The organism is Bacillus sp. THAF10, from assembly GCF_009363695.1.
Lineage (GTDB): Bacteria > Bacillota > Bacilli > Bacillales > Bacillaceae_I > Sutcliffiella_A.
The window spans coordinates 1,116,397-1,136,729 of record NZ_CP045403.1; the positions used below are offsets into that span (position 1 = coordinate 1,116,397).

20 protein-coding genes are annotated in these 20,333 nt (G+C 39.5%); 10 read left to right on the forward strand and 10 right to left on the reverse strand.

Annotated features, from left to right (window positions below):
* The 4 genes from FIU87_RS05950 to thiE are packed head-to-tail and all read left to right on the forward strand — an operon-like array spanning position 1 to position 3,256.
* A complete protein-coding gene (locus FIU87_RS05950; protein ID WP_152443731.1) occupies positions 1–768 on the forward strand; it encodes a thiazole synthase in 768 nt (255 codons plus the stop codon).
* Positions 768–1,793 (forward strand): thiazole biosynthesis adenylyltransferase ThiF, encoded by a 1,026-nt coding sequence (locus FIU87_RS05955; protein ID WP_152443732.1) that lies wholly within the window; start codon positions 768–770, stop codon positions 1,791–1,793. Before FIU87_RS05950 ends, FIU87_RS05955 begins: the two co-directional genes overlap by 1 nt.
* 15 nt (positions 1,794–1,808) lie before the next feature.
* Entirely contained in the window at positions 1,809–2,612 is an 804-nt protein-coding gene (gene thiD / locus FIU87_RS05960; protein ID WP_152443733.1) for a bifunctional hydroxymethylpyrimidine kinase/phosphomethylpyrimidine kinase, read from the forward strand.
* Positions 2,609–3,256: a thiamine phosphate synthase gene (gene thiE / locus FIU87_RS05965; protein ID WP_152443734.1), complete on the forward strand. Its 648-nt coding sequence runs from the start codon at positions 2,609–2,611 to the stop codon at positions 3,254–3,256. The genes thiD and thiE overlap by 4 nt, the downstream gene beginning before the upstream one ends.
* A gap of 102 nt (positions 3,257–3,358) precedes the next feature.
* On the opposite strand, the gene hmpA is transcribed toward thiE, so the two are convergent.
* Positions 3,359–4,576, reverse strand: coding sequence for an NO-inducible flavohemoprotein (hmpA, locus tag FIU87_RS05970; protein ID WP_152443735.1), 1,218 nt, complete (start codon positions 4,574–4,576; stop codon positions 3,359–3,361).
* A gap of 669 nt (positions 4,577–5,245) precedes the next feature.
* On the opposite strand from hmpA, the gene FIU87_RS05975 reads away from it, so the two are divergent.
* The 5 genes from FIU87_RS05975 to FIU87_RS05995 all read left to right on the forward strand — a co-directional run bounded on the left by FIU87_RS05975 (position 5,246) and on the right by FIU87_RS05995 (position 11,648).
* A complete protein-coding gene (locus FIU87_RS05975) occupies positions 5,246–7,003 on the forward strand; it encodes an ABC transporter ATP-binding protein (protein ID WP_152443736.1) in 1,758 nt (585 codons plus the stop codon).
* A 5-nt stretch (positions 7,004–7,008) separates the two neighbouring features.
* The gene (locus tag FIU87_RS05980; protein WP_152446432.1) at positions 7,009–9,030 is read left to right on the forward strand and encodes an ABC transporter ATP-binding protein; all 2,022 of its coding nucleotides are present in this window, start codon (positions 7,009–7,011) and stop codon (positions 9,028–9,030) included.
* 336 nt (positions 9,031–9,366) lie between these two features.
* Entirely contained in the window at positions 9,367–10,188 is an 822-nt protein-coding gene (locus FIU87_RS05985; RefSeq protein WP_152443737.1) for an amino acid ABC transporter substrate-binding protein, read from the forward strand.
* Positions 10,175–10,876: an amino acid ABC transporter permease gene (locus FIU87_RS05990; protein WP_152446433.1), complete on the forward strand. Its 702-nt coding sequence runs from the start codon at positions 10,175–10,177 to the stop codon at positions 10,874–10,876. The genes FIU87_RS05985 and FIU87_RS05990 overlap by 14 nt, the downstream gene beginning before the upstream one ends.
* Before the next feature lie 28 nt (positions 10,877–10,904).
* Positions 10,905–11,648 (forward strand): amino acid ABC transporter ATP-binding protein, encoded by a 744-nt coding sequence (locus FIU87_RS05995; RefSeq protein ID WP_152443738.1) that lies wholly within the window; start codon positions 10,905–10,907, stop codon positions 11,646–11,648.
* 114 nt (positions 11,649–11,762) lie between these two features.
* Here FIU87_RS05995 and FIU87_RS06000 read toward each other — a convergent pair whose 3' ends face one another.
* On the reverse strand, positions 11,763–11,963 hold the full coding sequence (locus FIU87_RS06000; protein ID WP_152443739.1) for an alpha/beta-type small acid-soluble spore protein: 201 nt from the start codon (positions 11,961–11,963) through the stop codon (positions 11,763–11,765).
* A 248-nt stretch (positions 11,964–12,211) separates the two neighbouring features.
* On the opposite strand from FIU87_RS06000, the gene FIU87_RS06005 reads away from it, so the two are divergent.
* Positions 12,212–12,454 carry a hypothetical protein gene (locus FIU87_RS06005; protein ID WP_152443740.1) on the forward strand — a complete coding sequence of 81 codons (243 nt, stop codon included), beginning with the start codon at positions 12,212–12,214 and terminating at the stop codon, positions 12,452–12,454.
* Between the two features lie 44 nt (positions 12,455–12,498).
* Here the strand turns inward: FIU87_RS06005 and FIU87_RS06010 are convergent, their stop codons facing one another.
* The 8 genes from FIU87_RS06010 to FIU87_RS06045 all read right to left on the reverse strand — a co-directional run bounded on the left by FIU87_RS06010 (position 12,499) and on the right by FIU87_RS06045 (position 20,239).
* A complete protein-coding gene (locus FIU87_RS06010; RefSeq protein ID WP_152443741.1) occupies positions 12,499–13,602 on the reverse strand; it encodes an ABC transporter ATP-binding protein in 1,104 nt (367 codons plus the stop codon).
* 132 nt (positions 13,603–13,734) lie between these two features.
* On the reverse strand, positions 13,735–14,673 hold the full coding sequence (locus FIU87_RS06015; RefSeq protein ID WP_152443742.1) for a PucR family transcriptional regulator: 939 nt from the start codon (positions 14,671–14,673) through the stop codon (positions 13,735–13,737).
* 66 nt (positions 14,674–14,739) lie between these two features.
* Positions 14,740–14,931, reverse strand: a complete 192-nt coding sequence (locus FIU87_RS06020) for a hypothetical protein (RefSeq protein ID WP_152443743.1) — start codon at positions 14,929–14,931, stop codon at positions 14,740–14,742.
* Between the two features lie 47 nt (positions 14,932–14,978).
* Entirely contained in the window at positions 14,979–15,191 is a 213-nt protein-coding gene (locus tag FIU87_RS06025) for a YheE family protein (RefSeq protein WP_152443744.1), read from the reverse strand.
* 52 nt (positions 15,192–15,243) lie between these two features.
* Positions 15,244–16,437, reverse strand: coding sequence for a YheC/YheD family endospore coat-associated protein (locus tag FIU87_RS06030; RefSeq protein WP_152443745.1), 1,194 nt, complete (start codon positions 16,435–16,437; stop codon positions 15,244–15,246).
* The gene (locus tag FIU87_RS06035; protein ID WP_152443746.1) at positions 16,434–17,792 is read right to left on the reverse strand and encodes a YheC/YheD family endospore coat-associated protein; all 1,359 of its coding nucleotides are present in this window, start codon (positions 17,790–17,792) and stop codon (positions 16,434–16,436) included. The genes FIU87_RS06030 and FIU87_RS06035 overlap by 4 nt, the downstream gene beginning before the upstream one ends.
* A 1-nt stretch (position 17,793) precedes the next feature.
* The gene (locus FIU87_RS06040) at positions 17,794–18,867 is read right to left on the reverse strand and encodes a YheC/YheD family endospore coat-associated protein (RefSeq protein WP_152443747.1); all 1,074 of its coding nucleotides are present in this window, start codon (positions 18,865–18,867) and stop codon (positions 17,794–17,796) included.
* Positions 18,868–18,871: 4 nt separating this feature from the next.
* On the reverse strand, positions 18,872–20,239 hold the full coding sequence (locus FIU87_RS06045) for a YheC/YheD family endospore coat-associated protein (protein WP_152443748.1): 1,368 nt from the start codon (positions 20,237–20,239) through the stop codon (positions 18,872–18,874).
* Positions 20,240–20,333 lie beyond the last annotated feature (94 nt).

The following is a 20,333-nucleotide window of genomic DNA, read 5'->3' on the forward strand; positions in this document are numbered from 1 at the left end:
ATGTTGAAAATTGGTTCGTATTCCTTTAACTCAAGACTTTTATTAGGAACAGGAAAGTATCCGGATTTTGATATACAAAAGCAGGCAGTAGATGTGTCTGAAACAGATATTCTTACTTTCGCAGTAAGACGGATGAATATTTTTGAAGCAAGCCAGCCGAACTTCTTAGAAAAACTTGATTTGGATCGCTATACACTCCTTCCGAACACAGCAGGTGCGAAAACGGCAGAAGAGGCTGTTCGGATTGCCAAGCTAGCGAAAGCATCCGGTCTATGTGACATGATTAAAGTCGAAGTAATCGGTTGCTGGAAAACGCTGCTTCCAGATCCAGTTGAGACTTTAAAAGCAACAGAAGAGCTGCTAAAGGAAGGCTTCACGGTTTTACCATATACGTCAGATGATGTAGTGCTTGCAAGAAAGTTAGAGGAGTTGGGATCTCATGCCATTATGCCTGGAGCGTCTCCAATTGGCTCTGGCCAAGGAATCATCAATGAACTGAACCTTAGCTTCATTATCGAACAAGCAAAGGTGCCAGTTATTGTGGACGCTGGTATTGGTTCTCCAGCTGATGCTGCCAAGGCGATGGAGCTAGGAGCAGATGGCGTACTTTTAAATACAGCTGTTTCCGCAGCAAAAGATCCAGTCAAAATGGCTCAAGCAATGAAGCTTGCTATTGAAGCCGGACGCCTTGGTTTTGAGGCAGGAAGAATGGAGAAAAAACGCTATGCCACTGCAAGCAGTCCAACAGAGGGAATGAGTGTTGGGTAATGGACAGATATTCGCGTCAAACCTTATTTGACCCGATTGGACTAGCTGGACAAGAGCGCCTCATCCAAAAACATGTCCTTCTAATCGGTGCTGGTGCGCTAGGTACTGGCAATGCGGAAGTTCTCGTACGAGCAGGTGTGGGGAAACTCACGATTGTCGACCGTGATTATGTAGAATGGAGCAATTTACAGCGTCAGCAGCTTTATACAGAACAAGATGCAAGAAAGAGGCTACCTAAAGCGGTGTCAGCGAAAGAGCGGCTGAAAGAGGTAAATTCAGAGGTGGAGCTAGTAGCACATATTATGGATGTTACTGCTGAAGATCTCGAGGTAATCATAAAAGGGGAGCGTGTCGATTTAATCGTGGATGCTACCGATAATTTTGACATTCGCATGATGATTAATGATGTTTCCCAAAAATACAGAATCCCTTGGATTTATGGAGCGTGTGTGGGGAGCTACGGTATTTCATACACAATTCTGCCAGGAGAAACTCCTTGCTTAAATTGCTTGTTACAAAAGGTGCCTCTTGGCGGTGCTACCTGTGACACGGTAGGAATTATTGCTCCTGCTGTTGGCATGGTGGTTGCCCATCAAACAGCAGAAGCGTTAAAAATACTTTCAGGAAACCATGCTGCGTGTAACCGTAAGCTCGTATCCTTTGATTTATGGAAAAACCAACATGTTTCCTTGAATGTGGATAAGCTGAAAAATGCAACATGCGACAGCTGTGGAAGCTCCCGTAGTTACCCGTACCTCTCGTATGAAAATCAAACCAAAACAGCGGTTTTATGTGGCCGGGATTCTGTGCAAATACGTCCATCAGATACAAGCGAAAGCAGAAATCTCATAGAGGTAAAAGCAGCTCTAACCGCACAGGGAATAAAGGTAGATGCCAATCCATATCTCCTATCCTTTCAAGTGGATGAGCATAGAATGGTAGCTTTTAAGGATGGAAGAGTACTAGTGCATGGAACAAAAGATATATCACGAGCAAAAACAATGTATCACCGATATTTTGGATAAGGGACGGAGAAGTTTATGATACCAAAAGTTTTAACCATAGCTGGCTCAGATAGTGGTGGCGGAGCGGGCATACAGGCGGATATAAAAACTTTCCAGGAGCTTGATGTTTACGGAATGTCCGCCATTACCGCCTTAACTGCTCAAAACACGCTCGGAGTACAAAGCGTTTATCCCATTCCACTAGATATGATTTTAGAGCAGCTACAATCCATTCAAGATGACTTACCACCTGACGCTGTAAAAACAGGAATGCTCTTTAGCAATATCATTATTGATGCAGTGTCAAAGAAGATAAAGGATTATGGGTGGGGTAACCTTGTTGTGGATCCTGTGATGATTGCAAAAGGTGGCGCCAGACTGTTACAGGAGGAAGCCATTCGGGCAATCCGTGAGAAACTCTTGCCATTAGCTACGATTACAACACCAAATATTCCCGAAGCAGAAGTGCTAACAGAAATGAATCTAGATACACTAGAGCGTAGAAAAGGAGCGGCAAAACTCCTTTGTAAGCTCGGCTCTGATCATGTTGTAATTAAGGGAGGACATGGAAACGGAGAGACGCTTATTGATTTGTTCTACGATGGAATCGCCTTCACAGAGCTAACAAGCAGTCGAATCGATACTCGTCATACCCATGGAACGGGATGCACGTTTGCAGCTGCTATTGCATCTGGACTTGCAAAAGGTCAACAAGTGGATACAGCTGTAAAAAACGCGAAGGCTTTTATCCAATGTGCCATTGAAATGGAACTGGGAATTGGCAGTGGTCATGGTCCCACCAACCATTGGGCTTACAAAAGGGCAAGTGTGAGAGCATGAGCAGGGAGCAATTAAGCATTTATTTTGTCATGGGGTCAGTGAATTGCCAAGGAAAAGATCCTCGTTACGTGTTACAGGAGGCAATCGAGGGCGGAATCACTTTTTTTCAGTTCAGGGAAAAAGGAGAGGGTGCTCTAAATGGTGCAGACAAGCTTGCGTTAGCAAAGGACTTACGAGATCTATGCCGAAAGCACCATATACCTTTTATCGTCAATGATGATGTTGACCTTGCTTTAGCCGTAAATGCAGATGGTGTCCATATTGGACAGGAAGATGAAGAATTTTCTAAGGTATCAGAAATACTGCCAGAGGATATGCTTATAGGTGTATCTTGTCATACGTTGGAAGAAGCAGCAAAAGCAGTTGCTGATGGGGCAGATTATATTGGGGTAGGTCCCATGTTTTACACATCTACTAAAAAAGATATTCGTGAGATAAAAGGCCCATCAGTAATTCGAAGCATAAGAAAGGCTGGTTACACCATCCCAATTGTGGGCATAGGCGGCATCACCCCTAGTAATGCTAAAGAAGTTCTGGAGCATGGAGCAGATGGGATTGCTGTTATTTCTGCTATTTCTCATGCAGTATCGCCCTTTGAAGCAACTTTGAATCTGAAAGAGATTTATAAATTTGTAAAAAAATAGTTCACCATTTCTAAAAATCAATGATATAATAAAAAGACCATTTGCTTTATAACATGTTTGCATTTCCCCCCACCCCTCTTAAAGGAGGAGTGGGGTATTTTTTTACAATTGAATTTCTTCTTTTTTTAGTTCAATCGCTGGTCCGAAAAATTCGTAGTGGATGTTTTCCGCGCTTACACCTAAATCTTCAAGGTTGAAAATGATAGCTTTCATGAATGGAACAGGCCCACAAATGTAAAATTGACCGTTCACATCTATCTTCATCTCTTCTAACATCTGTTTTGTTACATACCCCTCAAAATGATAGAGTTCCTTGAGTTTATCTTCTGCTGTAGGTTTTTCAAAAATAAAGTGTGCTTTTCCGTTTTCGAGTGTTGCCATCACTTCTTCTACTTCCTTCTTAAATGCATGAGACTCACCATTTTTTGTTGCATGGATAAACGTAGTTTCGCGTTTTGTTTGGTGAACAGGAAGACTTTTCAACATACATAGAAGTGGAGTGATACCGACTCCTCCACTTAAGAGGTACAAGGGTGATTGTTGGTCGGTTTGAAGAGTGAATTCTCCAGCGGGTGCTGTTACCTCCAAAGTCGTTCCCACCTCAACGGAATCGTGTAAATAATTTGAAATAATTCCATGTGGCCGGTCTTCCTCAGCTTCACGTTTGACAGAAATTCTAAAGTATTCCTGATTAGGTACATCTGATAAGCTGTATTGGCGATTAAACAGATTATCTGTTCCAGGTATGTTAAGCCTAATGGTAATGTATTGTCCTGGAAGGAAGGATGGTAGCTTTTGTCCATCTATAGGTTTTAAGTAAAAAGATGAAATGTCGCGGCTTTCTTTGACTTTTTTCACTACTTTAAACGCTTTAAAATCTGTCCAATCACATGCCTCATACATTTCTTTCTCCACGGAAATGAAAACATCTGCAATTACCTGATAGGCTTCTTTCCAAGCTGCTAAAATTTCATCCGTGGCATCTTTCCCAAGCACAGCTTTAATGGATTCTATCAGATACTTTCCTACTATAGGGTAGTGCTCAGGTTTAACGACTAAACTTCTATGTTTATGGGCAATTTTTTTTACTGCCGGAAGTAGGACCTCCAGCTGATCAATGTAAGTAGCTGCAGCGTAAACAGTGTTTGCAAGGGCTGTTTGTTGTCTGCCTTTCTTTTGATTGGCATGATTAAAAATGTTTAACAGTTCAGGGTGATTAGTAAATAAAGATTGGTAAAAATGAGTGGTTATTTCTTCTCCTTTTACAGCGAGTACAGGTGCCGTTGCTTTTACTATTGAAATGGTCTTCGAACTTAACATGAGAATTTCCTCCTCTGGTTAAAACATGTATTTTGAATACATCTTTATTGTATAAGAAAAAGAATGTAAAGATATATATATAATACTTCTTTAACAAATCTGCCATAAGATTTTGACAAATTTGTGATTTTCTAAAAAAGAGGAATATAATTATTTTCGAAACAATCTTAAAATTAGGCAAAATGGAGATTGACAATAGCTTATCTTTGGTGGTAAGTTAAGAAAGTGGAAAAAATATGAATAATAAAAATAAGGAAAAGGAGGGTAACGAGCATGAAAAATTTAATGATGAAAGATAGAGTAGCTGCAACTGCCAACAACTTCATACATCTCGTGACCTGTCCTGTAAGAGTGGTTTCTGTTAACATTTAACAGACTGTTCTGTTTTGTCCTTTTTTAGATAATGGATTATTCTAGGGAGACACAGGTCGCCATTAGGGCGTGACGTGTGCTTTTTTTATGGAATAAAAAGGTGGCATACCGCATTGCGTTCGGTATGCCACCTTTTTGTGTTCGGATATTTCTATATTTTTCCACTGATTTCACGAAGTATTTTTAGGAGGAATGGACAATGGAAAATGTTTATGTGCGGTTTATGATGTACAAGGTAGCTTCAGATGGAGGGTAGCAAAAAAATTGAATTCAGCTTAGAAGGGAGAATTTATCATTATGTTTTCAGTACTAGGAAAATTGGGTTGGTTTTTTAAACAACATTGGAAAAGATACACAATAGCCATTGGTTTGCTTATTTTTGCAGGGTTTTTAGAGGTTATTCCACCAAAGATGATTGGAATGGCCATTGATAATATTCAAGCGGGAGCATTTACATCCGAAAAGCTTTTACAGTATGTGGCTTTTCTTGCTGTGTTGGCAATTGTGATATACGGCATAACCTATACCTGGATGTATCAGCTTTTTGGAAGCTCTTTTTTAGTGGAACGCTCATTAAGATCCAAATTAATGGGACATCTGCTTAAGATGACACCAACCTTTTATGAAAAGAACCGAACGGGAGATTTAATGGCAAGAGCAACTAACGACTTAAAGGCGATTTCGACAACTGCCGGGTTTGGTGTTCTTACCATCATTGATTCCAGTGTATTTATGCTTATTATCCTTGGAACAATGGGTTTTATGATTAGCTGGAAATTAACACTTGCAGCAATTATTCCTCTGCCATTGATGGCACTGGCGATGAAAATTTACGGTAAGAAAATTCATCAGCGTTTTACCGAAGCGCAGGACGCCTTTGGTGATATGAATGACAGAGTTTTAGAATCGATTGCAGGTGTACGTGTAGTTCGTGCTTATGTTCAAGAAAGAGCAGAAGAAAATAAATTTCATCAAATGACAGATGATGTGTATAAGAAAAATGTAAAGGTAGCCATCATTGATTCTTTATTTGATCCAACCATTAAATTGCTCGTCGGGGCAAGCTACTTAATTGGATTGGGTTATGGGGCCTACTTGGTGTTTCATAAAGCAATCACCCTTGGAGAGCTAGTGTCCTTCAACGTTTACTTAGGAATGCTGATTTGGCCCATGTTTGCCATTGGTGAATTAATCAATGTCATGCAGCGCGGAAATGCCTCTTTAGACCGTGTAAATGAAACGTTAGCATATGTAGCGGACGTGGCTGACCCACATGTAACAGAAAAGGTGCAAAGACCGGAAATAATTGAGTTTCAAGAGGTGTCCTTCCGGTATCCAAGTGCCACATCAGACAATTTAAAAAATATCAACTTCCATTTAAAAGCGGGGCAAACGCTTGGAATTGTTGGGAAAACAGGTAGTGGGAAAACAACCCTTATTAAACAGCTTTTAAGAGAATATCCATTAGGAGCTGGTAGCATCACCGTGAATGGTGTTGACCTTTCCAAAATATCTTTAGATAACATTCACAGCTGGATAGGATACGTGCCACAAGATCATATTCTTTTTTCGAGAACGGTAAAAGAAAATATCCTTTATGGAAAAGAAAATGCAACAGAGACAGATATCAACCATGCTATTTCCTCTGCAGCCTTTGAAAAAGACTTAGAAATGCTACCAGAAGGATTATCTACCCTTGTTGGGGAAAAAGGAGTGTCCTTATCTGGAGGTCAAAAGCAACGGATATCGATTGCTCGTGCACTCATTGCGAATCCTGAAATTTTAATTTTAGATGATTCCTTATCCGCTGTTGACGCAAAAACAGAAGCAAAAATCATTGAAAATATTCGAAAAGAACGAGCTGGAAAAACAACCCTTATTACCACACATCGTCTGTCCGGTGTTCAGCATGCAGATTGGATCATCGTATTAGAGGATGGAAAAATTGTAGAGTCAGGCATGCATGATCAGCTGATGGCTATTGGTGGGTGGTATAAGGAGCAGTATGAAAGACAGCAGGTTCAATCGCCGACGGGAGGCGAAGTATTAACATGAAAGAAATTAAATCAGGAAAACGACTTTTTCGATACGCTCTAACACAAAAGAAAGTCATTATCATCGCATTAGTTATGCTTTCCATTGCAGTGACTGCAGAATTGACAGGGCCATTTATTGCAAAAAGAATGATAGATGAGCATATCCTTGGCATTGAAAAACGCTGGGTACTAACAGAGCAAACGTCCCCAGACACCGTAAAATATCAAGGTGACTCCTATATAAGAGAAGATAGAGCGGAACAAGAAACGATTGCAGAAAATAAAATAAACAGAGTGCTTCAAGTTGGCAGGGACTATTATTTCCTAGCCGGTGATATCGCCTTTGACGGAGAAAGAAGCGTTCAAGGAAATGAATTGACAATCTCAAGAGGGGAGCAGACTGAAACCTATGAGGTTCAGGAGCTCTCCAATAGTGAACTTTTGAATTTTTACCAATCAGAAGTGAAATATTTAATTTTTTTAGTGGCTTTATATTTTGGCTTGCTTGTAGTAGCATCCTTTTTCCAATACGGCCAAAGCTACTATTTACAAACCTCCGCCAATCGCATTATTCAAAAAATGCGAGAAGATGTTTTTGGTCAGATTCAAAAATTACCGATACAATATTTTGATCATTTACCAGCCGGAAAGGTAGTATCAAGAATTACCAATGATACAGAAACGATTAAAGAATTATATGTCACAGTATTAGCAACCTTTTTCTCAGGAATCATTTACATTACTGGGATCTATATTGCCCTTTTCTTACTTGATGTAAAATTGGCAGCGATTTGCTTGCTGCTTATTCCAATATTAATTGTTTGGTTTATTATTTATCGAAAATATGCATCTGTTTATAACCACAAAATTAGAGCATTACTAAGTGACATCAATGGAAACATCAATGAATCTATACAAGGGATGCCGATCATTCAAGCATTTCGCAGACAAAAGAAAGCAAAGGAAGAGTTTGAAGGCTGGAACACTCAGCATTTCACGTATCAAAATAAATTGCTAAGTTTGAACGCACTAACCTCCCACAATCTGGTAGGGGTATTACGGAATATCTCCTTTGTCGCAGTGATTTGGTACTTTGGCGGTGCATCTTTAGGAATTGGGAGCATGGTATCGTTGGGAGTTCTCTATGCATTTGTGGATTATCTAGGAAGGATGTTCGGTCCGATTACCGGAATCGTCAATCAGCTAGCAAACCTAGAACAGGCACGTGTATCCTCAGTTAGGGTATTTGAACTGATGGATGAAGCTGGAATTGCCGTTTCCGATGAAAAGCACCCAAGGTATGAAGGAAATGTTTCCTTTAATTCCGTTTGGTTTGGCTATAAAGAAAATGAATATGTATTAAAAGACATTTCTTTTGAAGCAAAAAAAGGAGAAACAGTCGCATTAGTAGGGCACACTGGTTCGGGTAAAAGCTCGATTATGAACCTGCTTTTCCGTTTTTACGATATTCAAAAGGGAAGCATCCTTATAGACGGAAAGAATATACAAGACTTGCCTAAACAAGTAGTAAGGCAGCATATGGGAATTGTTCTTCAAGACCCATTCCTGTTTTCTGGAACAATAGCATCGAATGTAAGCTTAGATGATGAAAGAATTTCTCCAGAAAAAGTAAAAAAAGCCTTGGAGGATGTGGGAGCGATGGATTTTGTCAACGCACTCCCAAAAGGGCTAGAAGAGCCAGTTATTGAAAAGGGAAGTACCCTTTCATCAGGACAACGGCAGTTAATTTCCTTTGCGCGCGCACTTGCATTTGATCCAGCGATTCTTATTTTAGATGAAGCAACAGCCAGTATTGACACAGAAACAGAAGCGATTATTCAAAAGGCCTTGGAAGTATTGAAAAAAGGCCGTACTACGTTTATAATCGCGCACCGGCTTTCTACTATAAAAAATGCAGATCAAATCTTAGTGTTAGATCGTGGTGCCATTGTAGAACGTGGAAACCATGAAGAGTTAATGAGTAGAAAAGGCAAGTATTATCAAATGTATGAGCTTCAACAGGGGACGAAAGGACTTACAGGATAATATTTAGGTCCATGGATACAATTCCATGGGCCTTTTAATGTGAAAAGAGTAGAATAAGTTTCCTTAGTCTATGGAAAGGATAAATGGTAAAGAACGACTTCACAACCTTTTTTGCTCCTGGTCACACCTTACATACCCTTTATCATCCTTACTGTCGTGCTCTTTTCATGCAAGTAAATTTAAATTTGTCGTTCGCTGAAAAAGTGGATTTAGTCTTAAAGGCGTTAGAAAAGAATTTATGTAAACAAAGTCTTTGACAAGTGCTGTGACTTTATATACTATACAAGATGTTGTGAAAAATTTTAATTCATATAAGAATACTGGGGGTTTAATGAAATGAAGAAAAAACTATTATCTATATTTGCACCCGTTCTTCTGTCTGGTGTGGTCTTAGCAGCATGCGGAAACACGGATAATAATGGTGGTGCAGGAGAATCTGCTCCTAAAGAAGAAGATAACCTCTTAACTAAGGTTCAGGAAGAAGGGGAGCTGTTAATCGGTACAGAAGGTACATATCCTCCTTTTACCTTCCATGATGATTCCGGAAAGCTAACTGGTTTTGATGTGGAATTAGCAGAAGCCGTAGCTGAAAAGCTTGGAGTGGAAGCGAAGTTTATGGAAACACAATGGGACGCCATGTTTGCAGGTCTGGACTCAAAGCGCTTTGACATGATTGCCAATCAGGTTGGTATTCGTGATGACCGAAAAGAAAAATATCTTTTCTCCGATCACTATATTACCTCTGCAGCTGTCCTTGTAACGAGAGAGGATAACAAGGATATCAAGGCATTTGAAGATATTGAAGGGAAAAAATCTGCCCAATCCTTAACAAGTAACTATGCCGATATTGCTCGTGAATATAAAGCAGAAATAGAATCGGTAGAAGGATTTAATCAAGCGATTGAATTACTTAACTCTAAACGTGTAGATGTTACGATAAATGATAAGTTATCTGTTTTAGACTTCCAAAAAAATCGTCCGAATGCTGCAATTAAAATTGCTGCAGAACACGAAAATGCTGCCCAAAGTGGCTTCATGTTCCGTAAAGGCAGTGACGAACTAACAGATGCAGTGAATGAAGCGTTAGCTGAAATTATTGAAGACGGTACGTACGAAGAAATTTCTGAGAAATGGTTTGGCGAAAATGTACTTGACTAGTATTTTTACAGACCCAGAACGTCTGGATAGATGGCTGACTATAGCACAAAGTTCCCTTCTCCCTTTGGTGAAGGGAGCTTTGTCTTATACCATACCTTTGACGCTTTTATCTTTTAGCATTGGTTTAATGATTGCCGTGTTAACAGCTTTAGCTCGGATATCTCCTGTAAAGCCGCTGCAAATGTTAGCAAGGGTCTATGTTTCCATTATTAGGGGAACACCATTATTAGTACAGCTTTTCATAATCTTTTATGGTCTTCCTTCTATTGGTGTTACCATTGCCTCCTTTCCGGCAGCGGTAATTGCTTTTTCCTTAAATGTGGGTGCATATGCTTCAGAAATTATTCGTGCAGCAATCCTTTCTACACCAAAAGGGCAATGGGAAGCAGCCTATTCGATGGGAATGAGTTATCCTCAAGCATTAAAAAGAATTATTCTTCCACAAGCTTCAAGGGTATCTATTCCGCCGCTGTCTAACTCGTTTATAAGCTTGATAAAAGATACATCTCTGGCTTCCTTGATATTAGTAACAGAGATGTTCCGAGTTGCTCAGCAAATTGCAGCAACTAATTATGAATTTTTACTCTTATATGGACAAGCAGGGGCAATTTACTGGGTAATTTGCTTTTGTTTATCATTAGTTCAAGGTAGAATTGAACGACGACTAGACAGATATGTTGCAAAATAATAAGTTTCAAAGCAAAGGAGCTCAAAAGATGATTTCTGTAAAGAGCTTACACAAGCAATTTGGTGATTTAGAAGTATTAAAAGGAATAGATTTGAATGTGGAAAAAGGGAAAGTTGTGGTGGTCATTGGACCGTCTGGATCTGGTAAAACCACGCTTTTGCGCTGCCTAAATATATTAGAGAAACCAACATCGGGATTCGTTGAAATTGATTCCAAAACACTCGATTTTTCTGCAAAGGTGTCAGCAAAAGACATTGCTGCCTTCAGAAGGCTTACAGGCATGGTTTTTCAAAGCTATAATCTTTTTCCACATATGACGGCGCTTCAAAATGTGATGGAGGGTCCTGTCACCGTTAAAAAGGAAGAGAAGTCTTCTGTAAAAGAACGGGCAGTGAGTATTCTTCAAAAAGTGGGGCTGGGAGAAAAGCTTAATAGTTATCCGTTTGAACTATCAGGAGGTCAACAGCAACGCGTCGGAATTGCCAGAGCACTTGCGATGGAACCAAACGTAATGCTATTTGATGAACCAACCTCCGCACTAGACCCAGAGCTAGTAGGAGAAGTGCTTCGCGTCATGAAGGAGCTCGCAAACGAAGGGATGACCATGGTTGTTGTTACCCACGAAATGAAATTTGCCAAGGAAGTGGCAGATGAAGTGATTTTTATGGATGATGGAAAAATAGTGGAGCAGGGACCACCACATGAAATCTTTCACTCACCAAAAACAGAACGCACCAAACAATTCTTACGTCTCATAGAAAGTGGAGTATAACCCCGACGCCTTCTGCGGCTCGGGTTTTTTTCATGCACAATAGCAAGACACCCCAAATAATGAGGTGTCTTTTGCCATAACGTATAAAATTATGTTATTACAAAAAACGAAAACTTATCTTCCGCCTAGTTGTTGTTCAGCCATTTGAACAAGGCGCTTTGTGATTTCTCCTCCAACAGATCCGTTAGAGCGAGAAGTTGTGTCTGCACCAAGTGATACACCAAACTCAGTAGCGATTTCATACTTCATTTGGTCGATAGCAGCTTGTGCTCCAGGTGCAACTAGTTGATTAGACGAATTGTTTCTGTTTGCCATGATGTGATTCATCTCCTCATAATAAAGTTTTTTGGTTGGACCGACTGGATTTGCACCAGATTATGCAAGAATGCCCCCATCTAGGGATGGTCCAGAGGTGATAAGTTGTTACTTGTATTATCTGAAATTGATAATATCGTTATTCATGTTCTGTTGAGGTAATTTATGGTAATTAATATAAGCATTATTTTTATAATAGTGGTAAAAAGTAATGAGAGGTTGCAATCATTCTAATTGGAGGAACCTTTATGGAAATCTGTCCACTATGTAATGGTTTAAAGGAGTATCATGCCATCTGCCAAGAGTGTGGTGGTAATATGATAGACCTTGGGAGAATCACTGATTTTCTTGATGATTATAGTGCCTACATGGAGATAAACACATTAAAGCTTGTCGATGGAGATCTTACTAGTTTAGAAAACCAAAAGTGTCTTCATTTGGTCGTCTGTTATGGGTGCCAGTCTGAGCAAATGTTGGCAGTGACGGAATAAGAAAAAAAGAACAGGCACCTTGATGGGCCTGTTCTTTTTTTTTATTATTTTGTACGAATACGTAATTCTGTTTCTGCATCAAAGAAATGACATTTGTTCATATCAAGAGCAAGCTGTAGTTTCTGTTGTGGTTTCACGTCGGTACGAGAATCCACGCGTGCAACAAATTCCTGACCATGAATTTGAGAGTAAAGCATCGATTCTGCTCCAAGTAGCTCAGATACTTCAATAACTGCTTCAATGGTAGAGCCAACAGCAGATTCAATGAACACAGGCTCATCGTGAATATCCTCTGGACGAATTCCAAGCACAACTTCTTTCCCAACATACCCTTGGTCACGAAGCACTTTCATTTTCCCTTCTGGAACACTGATTCTTTGCTCGCCAATCATAAAGGCACCGTCTTCTAATTTACCTTGGAAGAAGTTCATAGCAGGGGAGCCAATGAATCCGCCAACGAAAATGTTTTCTGGATTCTCATAAACTTCTTTAGGAGAACCAACCTGTTGAATAAGACCGTCTTTCATAACAACAAGACGAGTTGCCATTGTCATTGCTTCCGTTTGATCATGAGTTACGTAAATAGTTGTTGTCTGTAGACGTTGGTGCAGCTTAGAAATTTCCGCACGCATCGCAACACGAAGCTTAGCATCAAGGTTGGATAATGGCTCATCCATTAAGAATACTTTTGCATCGCGGACAATTGCACGTCCAAGTGCCACACGCTGACGCTGACCACCAGATAACGCTTTAGGCTTACGGTCTAAGTATTGTTCAAGTCCAAGGATTGCTGCTGCTTCTTTTACACGACGATCAATTTCCTCTTTTGGGAATTTACGAAGCTTTAGTCCAAATGCCATGTTATCATATACATTCATATGAGGATATAGCGCGTAGTTTTGGAATACCATCGCTATGTCGCGATCCTTTGGAGCAACATCGTTCATGCGCTTGCCGTCAATGGAGAAATCTCCTTTTGAAATTTCTTCAAGTCCTGCAATCATACGAAGAGTAGTGGATTTTCCGCATCCAGATGGACCTACGAATACGATAAATTCTTTATCTTTAATGTGAAGGTTGAAATCCTTCACCGCAGTAACATTGCCCTCATACACCTTATAAATATGATCTAAATTCAATTCTGCCATGTTTGCTCCTCCTAATGAAATCGTTTTCTTATTCTGATTTCAGTTTACCGAAAACGCATACATTTCGTAAATGTACAAGGTGCACAAAAAAAAGCAACGTCTTTGTGCAACGTTACTTTTTAAAAGAGAATGTCACTTTTTATCATCTGTTGGGGCAGAAGAGCCATATCCCTGCTTCTCTAAAATAATGATCGCAAGAAAGGCGGCAAGGGCACCAGTAAAGTGTTTGATGTCGATGCCCGTCCGCTCGATGAATTTGTCAATTCGGTATTGAAGGGTGTTGCGGTGCATAAATAGTTTTTTTGATGTGAGCGAGACGTTTAGGTTATTTTCAATGTAGGCTTTAATGCTATAAATTAAATCTTGTTCTTCTAAAAGAATGGGTTGGAATAACTCATGTATTTGTTGTTGTAAACTATCATTTAAATCTTGAGTTAATACGTAAGGCATTGCATCTTCAAAGGTATGGATATTACGTTGTTTCCGACCTTTTTGAGACAGTTGAAAGCAGCTTTTTTCCCACTCATATTTGTTTGGCAGTGCCTCTTCTAAAAGGTGGTAGGGGCCAATATATAATTTAAGGTTCGTGTAAAAATCCGTGGCGATCGTATCAGCAAGGTCAGAAAATGAAATAGAATCATCAGAGTCAGGAAGATATGGTTCAATGATGACACCACTTGTTGGAGAATCCCAAATCACTTCTATCGTTTTATCAAAAAAAGCAACCAGCGCCTCCCACCATTCATTTTTTTGAATGGTTCGCTCTGAAAACTGAAAATGAATAAACCGAAGCCTGTCATAGGAAATACTTTTGGGGAATTCGCCAGTAGCTCCTTGTCTCAATAAAAAACGAAACCAGCTCTTTTCAGAATCTGAAATCTCTAGTGAGTCCTTTTCTACTTTTTGTAAAAAAGAACCAATCAAGAGGGTTTCTTTTTCGCTTATCGCTTTTTTTTCAATGCCAATATATTCATCATCTGATGAAAGAAACCAAACATAGTCTGAAAAACTATGGGGGACTGCAGACTTAATAAGTGCATGTGGGAATAATTGTTCTAATCTATTGTCCATATGAATTTCCTCTCCTGCTTTCTGTTAGGATTATTATAACAGAAAAGCTCCTCATGTTTGAGGAGCTTAAGGGTACTCAGCAGGTGGTTCTTCTATTTCAAGGTCTCTCGCTTCTTCTATGTTTGTATAGTGATCTCGTTCAAAAACGGTACCACCAGCCATGCCTTCATTAATATATCGATCCACATCCATGAAGTACTCATCCCGGCCTTCATTGTTTTTGTCTTTTCTTTCCTGCTTTTGTTTTTTATCTGACATAAAAATCCCTCCTTAGCTGTTAGTGTAGCTAAAGGAGGGAAAATGATTCAATCATATACGTGAAAAAGCATAAGCTCATGAATTTGAGCTTCCACAGCCTGTCTTTCTTCCTCTGAAAAGGCTTGGGATTCTGGCCATTCAATGGTTCCATTTTTATGATAAACGGCTTTTACGGAATGCCCCTTGTAGTAAAAAGAAAGGTGCCAGCCCGGTAGTTGATTGTTTTGGTATAAGGGTTTTAATTGAAAATGTGAAATCAAGCGATGCTCCCTCCTATCATCAAAAGTAACTACTCTCTATATTTTTTCGCCATTAGGTCGAATTCTCCTGCAAGAAAAAATTGGTTCTCTCATAAAAAACTCGCGTGATTCTTTCTGCTGCATGTTTTTTTATGGGAGCCTCATCAAAATCCATCGGTTTGGCATTCAATTCAAAAATATAGTACTTCCCATCAGGAGTAACACCAACATCTGCTGAAAACTCTCCAATATCATCATAAAAAGCAATAAGCTGCTTTCCACATTGTGAAACGAGTTTTTCGATGATTTCTTGGTCAGTTTTCATGGGGAGGTCTTCTGTGGAGATTACCACACCACCAGCCGGGACATGGGTGGTCACCTGTTGTTTTTTCGCCATTCTAACTCCGACACCTGTAACAGTAAAACGCTTTTTACTTGCATGTGCCAAAATACGATAATCGAATTTCTTGCCTTTCATTCCTAACGTAGGGATGGCTTCTTGAATGATATAGTCTTTTACACCTGATTTTTTATAAAAATAAAGGATTAGTTTTTGTATGCTAGGAAATAAAACGGTAGTAGTAGAGGTTGTTTTCATTAGTAACGCGTCGCCATTTCGAGTGATAAGGTAGACGCCTTTCCCTTTATGACTACGTCTCTTTTTAATATACACACTTGGATAAAGAGCAAGATATTCCTCTAGCCCCTCCACTGACAATAGAGTGGTTTTTGGAAGGTGGGGGAGAAGTTGATCATTGTCCTTTAATTGTAAATACAACTCCCATTTATCAAAAAAACCAGGATTGATAATGGGAATGCTATAGATGGATGTGATTTTTTCTGTTTCATCTATCAATAGTTTTTCATCACGGTAGCGAGAGAGACGATTGTAAATAATATCTGGAATGGGGGTATGAATTTTTACCCATTGATCCTCTTTAGGCAAATAACAATAACCCCTTAGTCCGTCCTCCGTTAACTGATCAGGAGTAAAAACGACCGATAATCCACCTTTTTTTTGTAGTGCTACTTGGATTCTTTTAAATAGGGGGATATTGCCAATAAATCCTTTGTTTTTAGGGCTGGCTAAAATGCCTATTAAAGGCCCTGCTTTCCTATCATTGGCAAGAAAAGAAAAGCTAATGTGTTTTTTTGTGTGTACTGCCCGATATGGAACAGCGTAATGTTTCCCAAGCATCACCATATTCACATCATCGAACATTTGGTACCAGCTACGGCTGCTGGGTTCGTAATGAAGCTCTATCATGTGAACACTCCTTCCGGATGCTTAATCATTTTTTCTGTTAAATAAACCGCATATTCAATGGAAAGCTTTCTCGTCAACATATCTTCATTTCTTAGCTTAGGATGATGGAATATGGATCTCCCAGGTTTGGAATTCGCCTCAAACAGCCATACCTTATTCTCTTTATCGACCCCAAAATCAAAGCCGATTTCCCCAATAAAGCCTGGTAAATGAGTGTCAATGGCACTGCTAATTAAAAGGGAAGCATGCTCAAGTTTTTCCACGATAGTGGCGTGTTCTTCTTTTTCTGAAAAAATCTCTGCGACCGTTTTTATGACCCCTCCATTATTAGCGTGTGTGGTGATGCTGCCTTTGCCGCTCACCTTGGCAGCCATCGCACTAACCACCCATTCCCCTTTTTCATCTTTGTTCGTATGAACACGGAAATCTACAAAGGAATCGTCTACCTTAATTAAAGCAATTCCTTGCTGTAATAGATAACTTGACATTTCTCTATATTTAAAAATGTGGGAAAGTAAGGTTTCGAGATTAAGAAAACGTTGCAGCTTGTTCACTTGTTCATTATTTTTATAGCGAACATAATACATATTTTCTTCACGGTTGTAGATGATTTTGTAAACCCCAAAGCCAAGACTGCCATTCATGGGTTTTAAATAGACAAAGGGATATTTAGAGAGATATCTTTCAATGGATTCAATCGACACATCATTGGTCGTTTCTGGGAGATAGGAGACAATTCTTTCTTCAATCCTTAATTTTTGATGAATGTCCCATTTATTAAAAAATCCAGGGTTGAACCAGGGAATTGCATAGTCTCTTTGCATTTTTTCCCTGGTGCTGGCTAAGAGCCTGTGCTTTTCCGATCGTCTGTTAGGAAGACGGTCATAGACAACATGTGGAAAAGGCAATGTTTTCTTGCACCAGCCAGCCTCCGTAAACATGTATCCTTCCATCGTTCCGTTTTCCCAATTAATATGATTGGCACCAAATAAAAACATATAGGCTCCAACCTTTTTTTCTGTGGAAAGTAGTTTTGAAAAAAATATCGAGCGTTCTCCAATGGGCCTGAGAATGGAACTTGTAAACCCTGCTGTGAAAATACCAATCAAAGGTCCAAGGTGAAGTGTACGTTCATGGGTAAAAACATGGATACTCCCACTATAAGGAAGCAATAACTCATCATACAATTCCTTAGAAATAGAAAGATGTGAACTGCTGTGAAAACTTACGTTACACGGTAATTCAATGGTGCCAAATGCAATAGAATTAATCTGAAACTCTTTGAAATGTTCCGGTATAATTAATTGGTGCCCTCGTAATTTTTCATTGCACACAACAGTCAATAATTCCTTCATATCAATCAACTCCCGTTCTATAGCCTTTAAGGGTAGCAAGATGCAGGCAGAACTTTGCCGGTGCTTCATACATTTCTTTTTGTAGCAAAGGTGACCCCATCTTTACTATTTTATGTCCGGGCTTGGAATTAATATCTAAAATCCACAAATTATCCTCCTCATCCATGCCAATATCGACAGCAAGCTCAAAAAGAGAGGAGCATGTTTCCTCTAATGCCTGTGGCAGGGAAGCTTTAATGGTGGCTATTTGCTGATAGAAGGATTCTTTTTGTTCTCTTTTAAGCGTTCGTTCTAAGAAGGAGAAAGGAAGCATTTTTCCTCCACCAGCAAGATTAGCCGTAATGTGATGGGGCTGCCCTAAACGGATTATCTTTAATCTTTCTATCCACACTCCATCCGAGTTTTTTTGGAGAAACAGCCGAATATCGAACGGAATGTTGTTTCTAGTTTGAAATCTAAAGAACGGCTGAAAAAGATAATCTGTGCTCTTTATCTTTTTATGAAGCCAGTCCATCAATGGAGCTTGATGATGGAAGGTAAGTAGCTGCTCCTTTGGCTGAATAACTTCCTTTACAAGATATTGTCCATCAAGCTCTTCTAGCTTAATGATACCTTGTCCTTGTGAGCCTTTAACGGGCTTTAAAAGCCAGCATTTATAGTTTTGAAAATGTGCGAGTAAAAAAGTAATGCTGGTTAGTTTTTTTGTTAATGGCAAAAAATCTTGTATTTCATCGTTATGTTGGAGGGCTTTATACACCTTCCATTTATCAGGTAGACCGTGTCCTAGAAATTGAACATTCTTATTTTCTTTAAGAATAGTACTGTATATTTTCAAGCCTGCATTTTCCGAATTGTAATAACAGCGGTCATAAACAAAGGGAGGAATGGGAATTTTTCTTTCGTCCCATTCCTTTTTAACAAAATCATAGACAAAGCCCTTAACATCATCTTCTATGCCTGCTAGTTCAGCAGGGGAGAAGACAGAAAGCTCAACCCCAAGTGGCGCACTGTGTTCTGCAAGCTTTGTCATATATGGAGTAACTCCAGTGAACGTCATAATGCCGAGTGATATCACGATTTTATCTCTCCTTTAAATGTTCATGTATCAAAAACAGGCAATAAAGAATCACAGCCTTGGCAGAAGGCCTTGTCTTAACTGGATTGGAAGGTGAATCCATGTTTTTGGAGGGCTTTGTATTCACTTCAATAATCCAAGGCCTTCCCTCTGTATCAATGGCAAGATCAATTCCTAGCTCTCCAAAGATTCCTTCTGAGACGTTGCCAACTTCTTTAGAAACTTCAAGAGCAAGCTCCTTTAAATGCTTAACAATTTGAGGACATTCTTCTGCTGCAAACTTTGTCCGGATTGCTTTTTCAACGGTCAATAATTCTCCACCTTGAGCAACGTTAGAGACAAAAGAGCCACTTTTTGACGCTCTTGCAGTACTAGACGTAATTCGCCATCGATTGTTTTCTGCACGATGACAAAGATAACGAAAATCGATGGGCCTCCCATCCATTTTCAATAAATCGAGGCCCTGCTGAATGATATATTGCCGTTTTTTCGTCTGAACACTAATCCTGTCATAAAGCTCTTTAAGACTCTTGTATGTTTGGCTGACCTCCTGCTGAAAAGAGGAATATCGAAGAGAAAACCCTTCTTGTTCCCACCCTATTTTGAAAATTTGTTTTCCTTGACTACCATGTATGGGCTTGATAAATAAAACAGGAAATTTAGTAAGAGCCTCCTCTAGCCTTTTAAACGAAAAAAGCTCAGTTTCGGGTAAATATGGCAACAAGTAGTCCGTATTGGCTAGTTGTTCATGGACGGTCCACTTGTTCAAAAAGTGGTTGTTAAAATACGGAATTCCTCCGTTCTGTAAATCTTTAATAAAACGCTGAAACATTTCACTTCTCTCATTCGTACGTTTATGGAGGCGATTGTGCACAACCTGGGGAAAAGGAAGTTCCGCTTTACACCACTCTCCCTGTTCTAAAACATAACCGCTCACACTGGAAAAAGACCAAGGTTCATCAAGCGTGAAAACATAAAAAATGACCCCAATGTCCTCAGCGTAACCTGCCAGCTCCTGACAATAAGCTTCTATGTTTTTTAAATGAGCCTTTCCGCCATTTGTTGTTACTTCTGTCAAAAGTCCAATAACTGGTCCGATATGAAGCAAGCCGTTTTCATATGATAGAAGATACGTTCTCTCTTCTAGTGAAAGCATTAAGCTTTCTAAAATGTTTTTGTCTACCATTAACATAAAGTCTTTCTCTTTGATACATACGACCTGGCAAGTTATTCTATTCCTACTACAGCAGACATCCACAACCGAGGCGCTTTCTGGTATTTTCAATACTCTTGCCAAAGCTTGACTTACTTGTATAATTGGGAAAGAAGTTTTATTTTCAATAGGTAGAACCCTGACTGATTGAAAGTTCATGATCTCCACTCATTTTCTATGATTTTTCTGAACTTTGTTCGCTTGTTTTTATAGTATTGATGAAGGAATAATTCGGTGATTGGAAAGAGGTTGA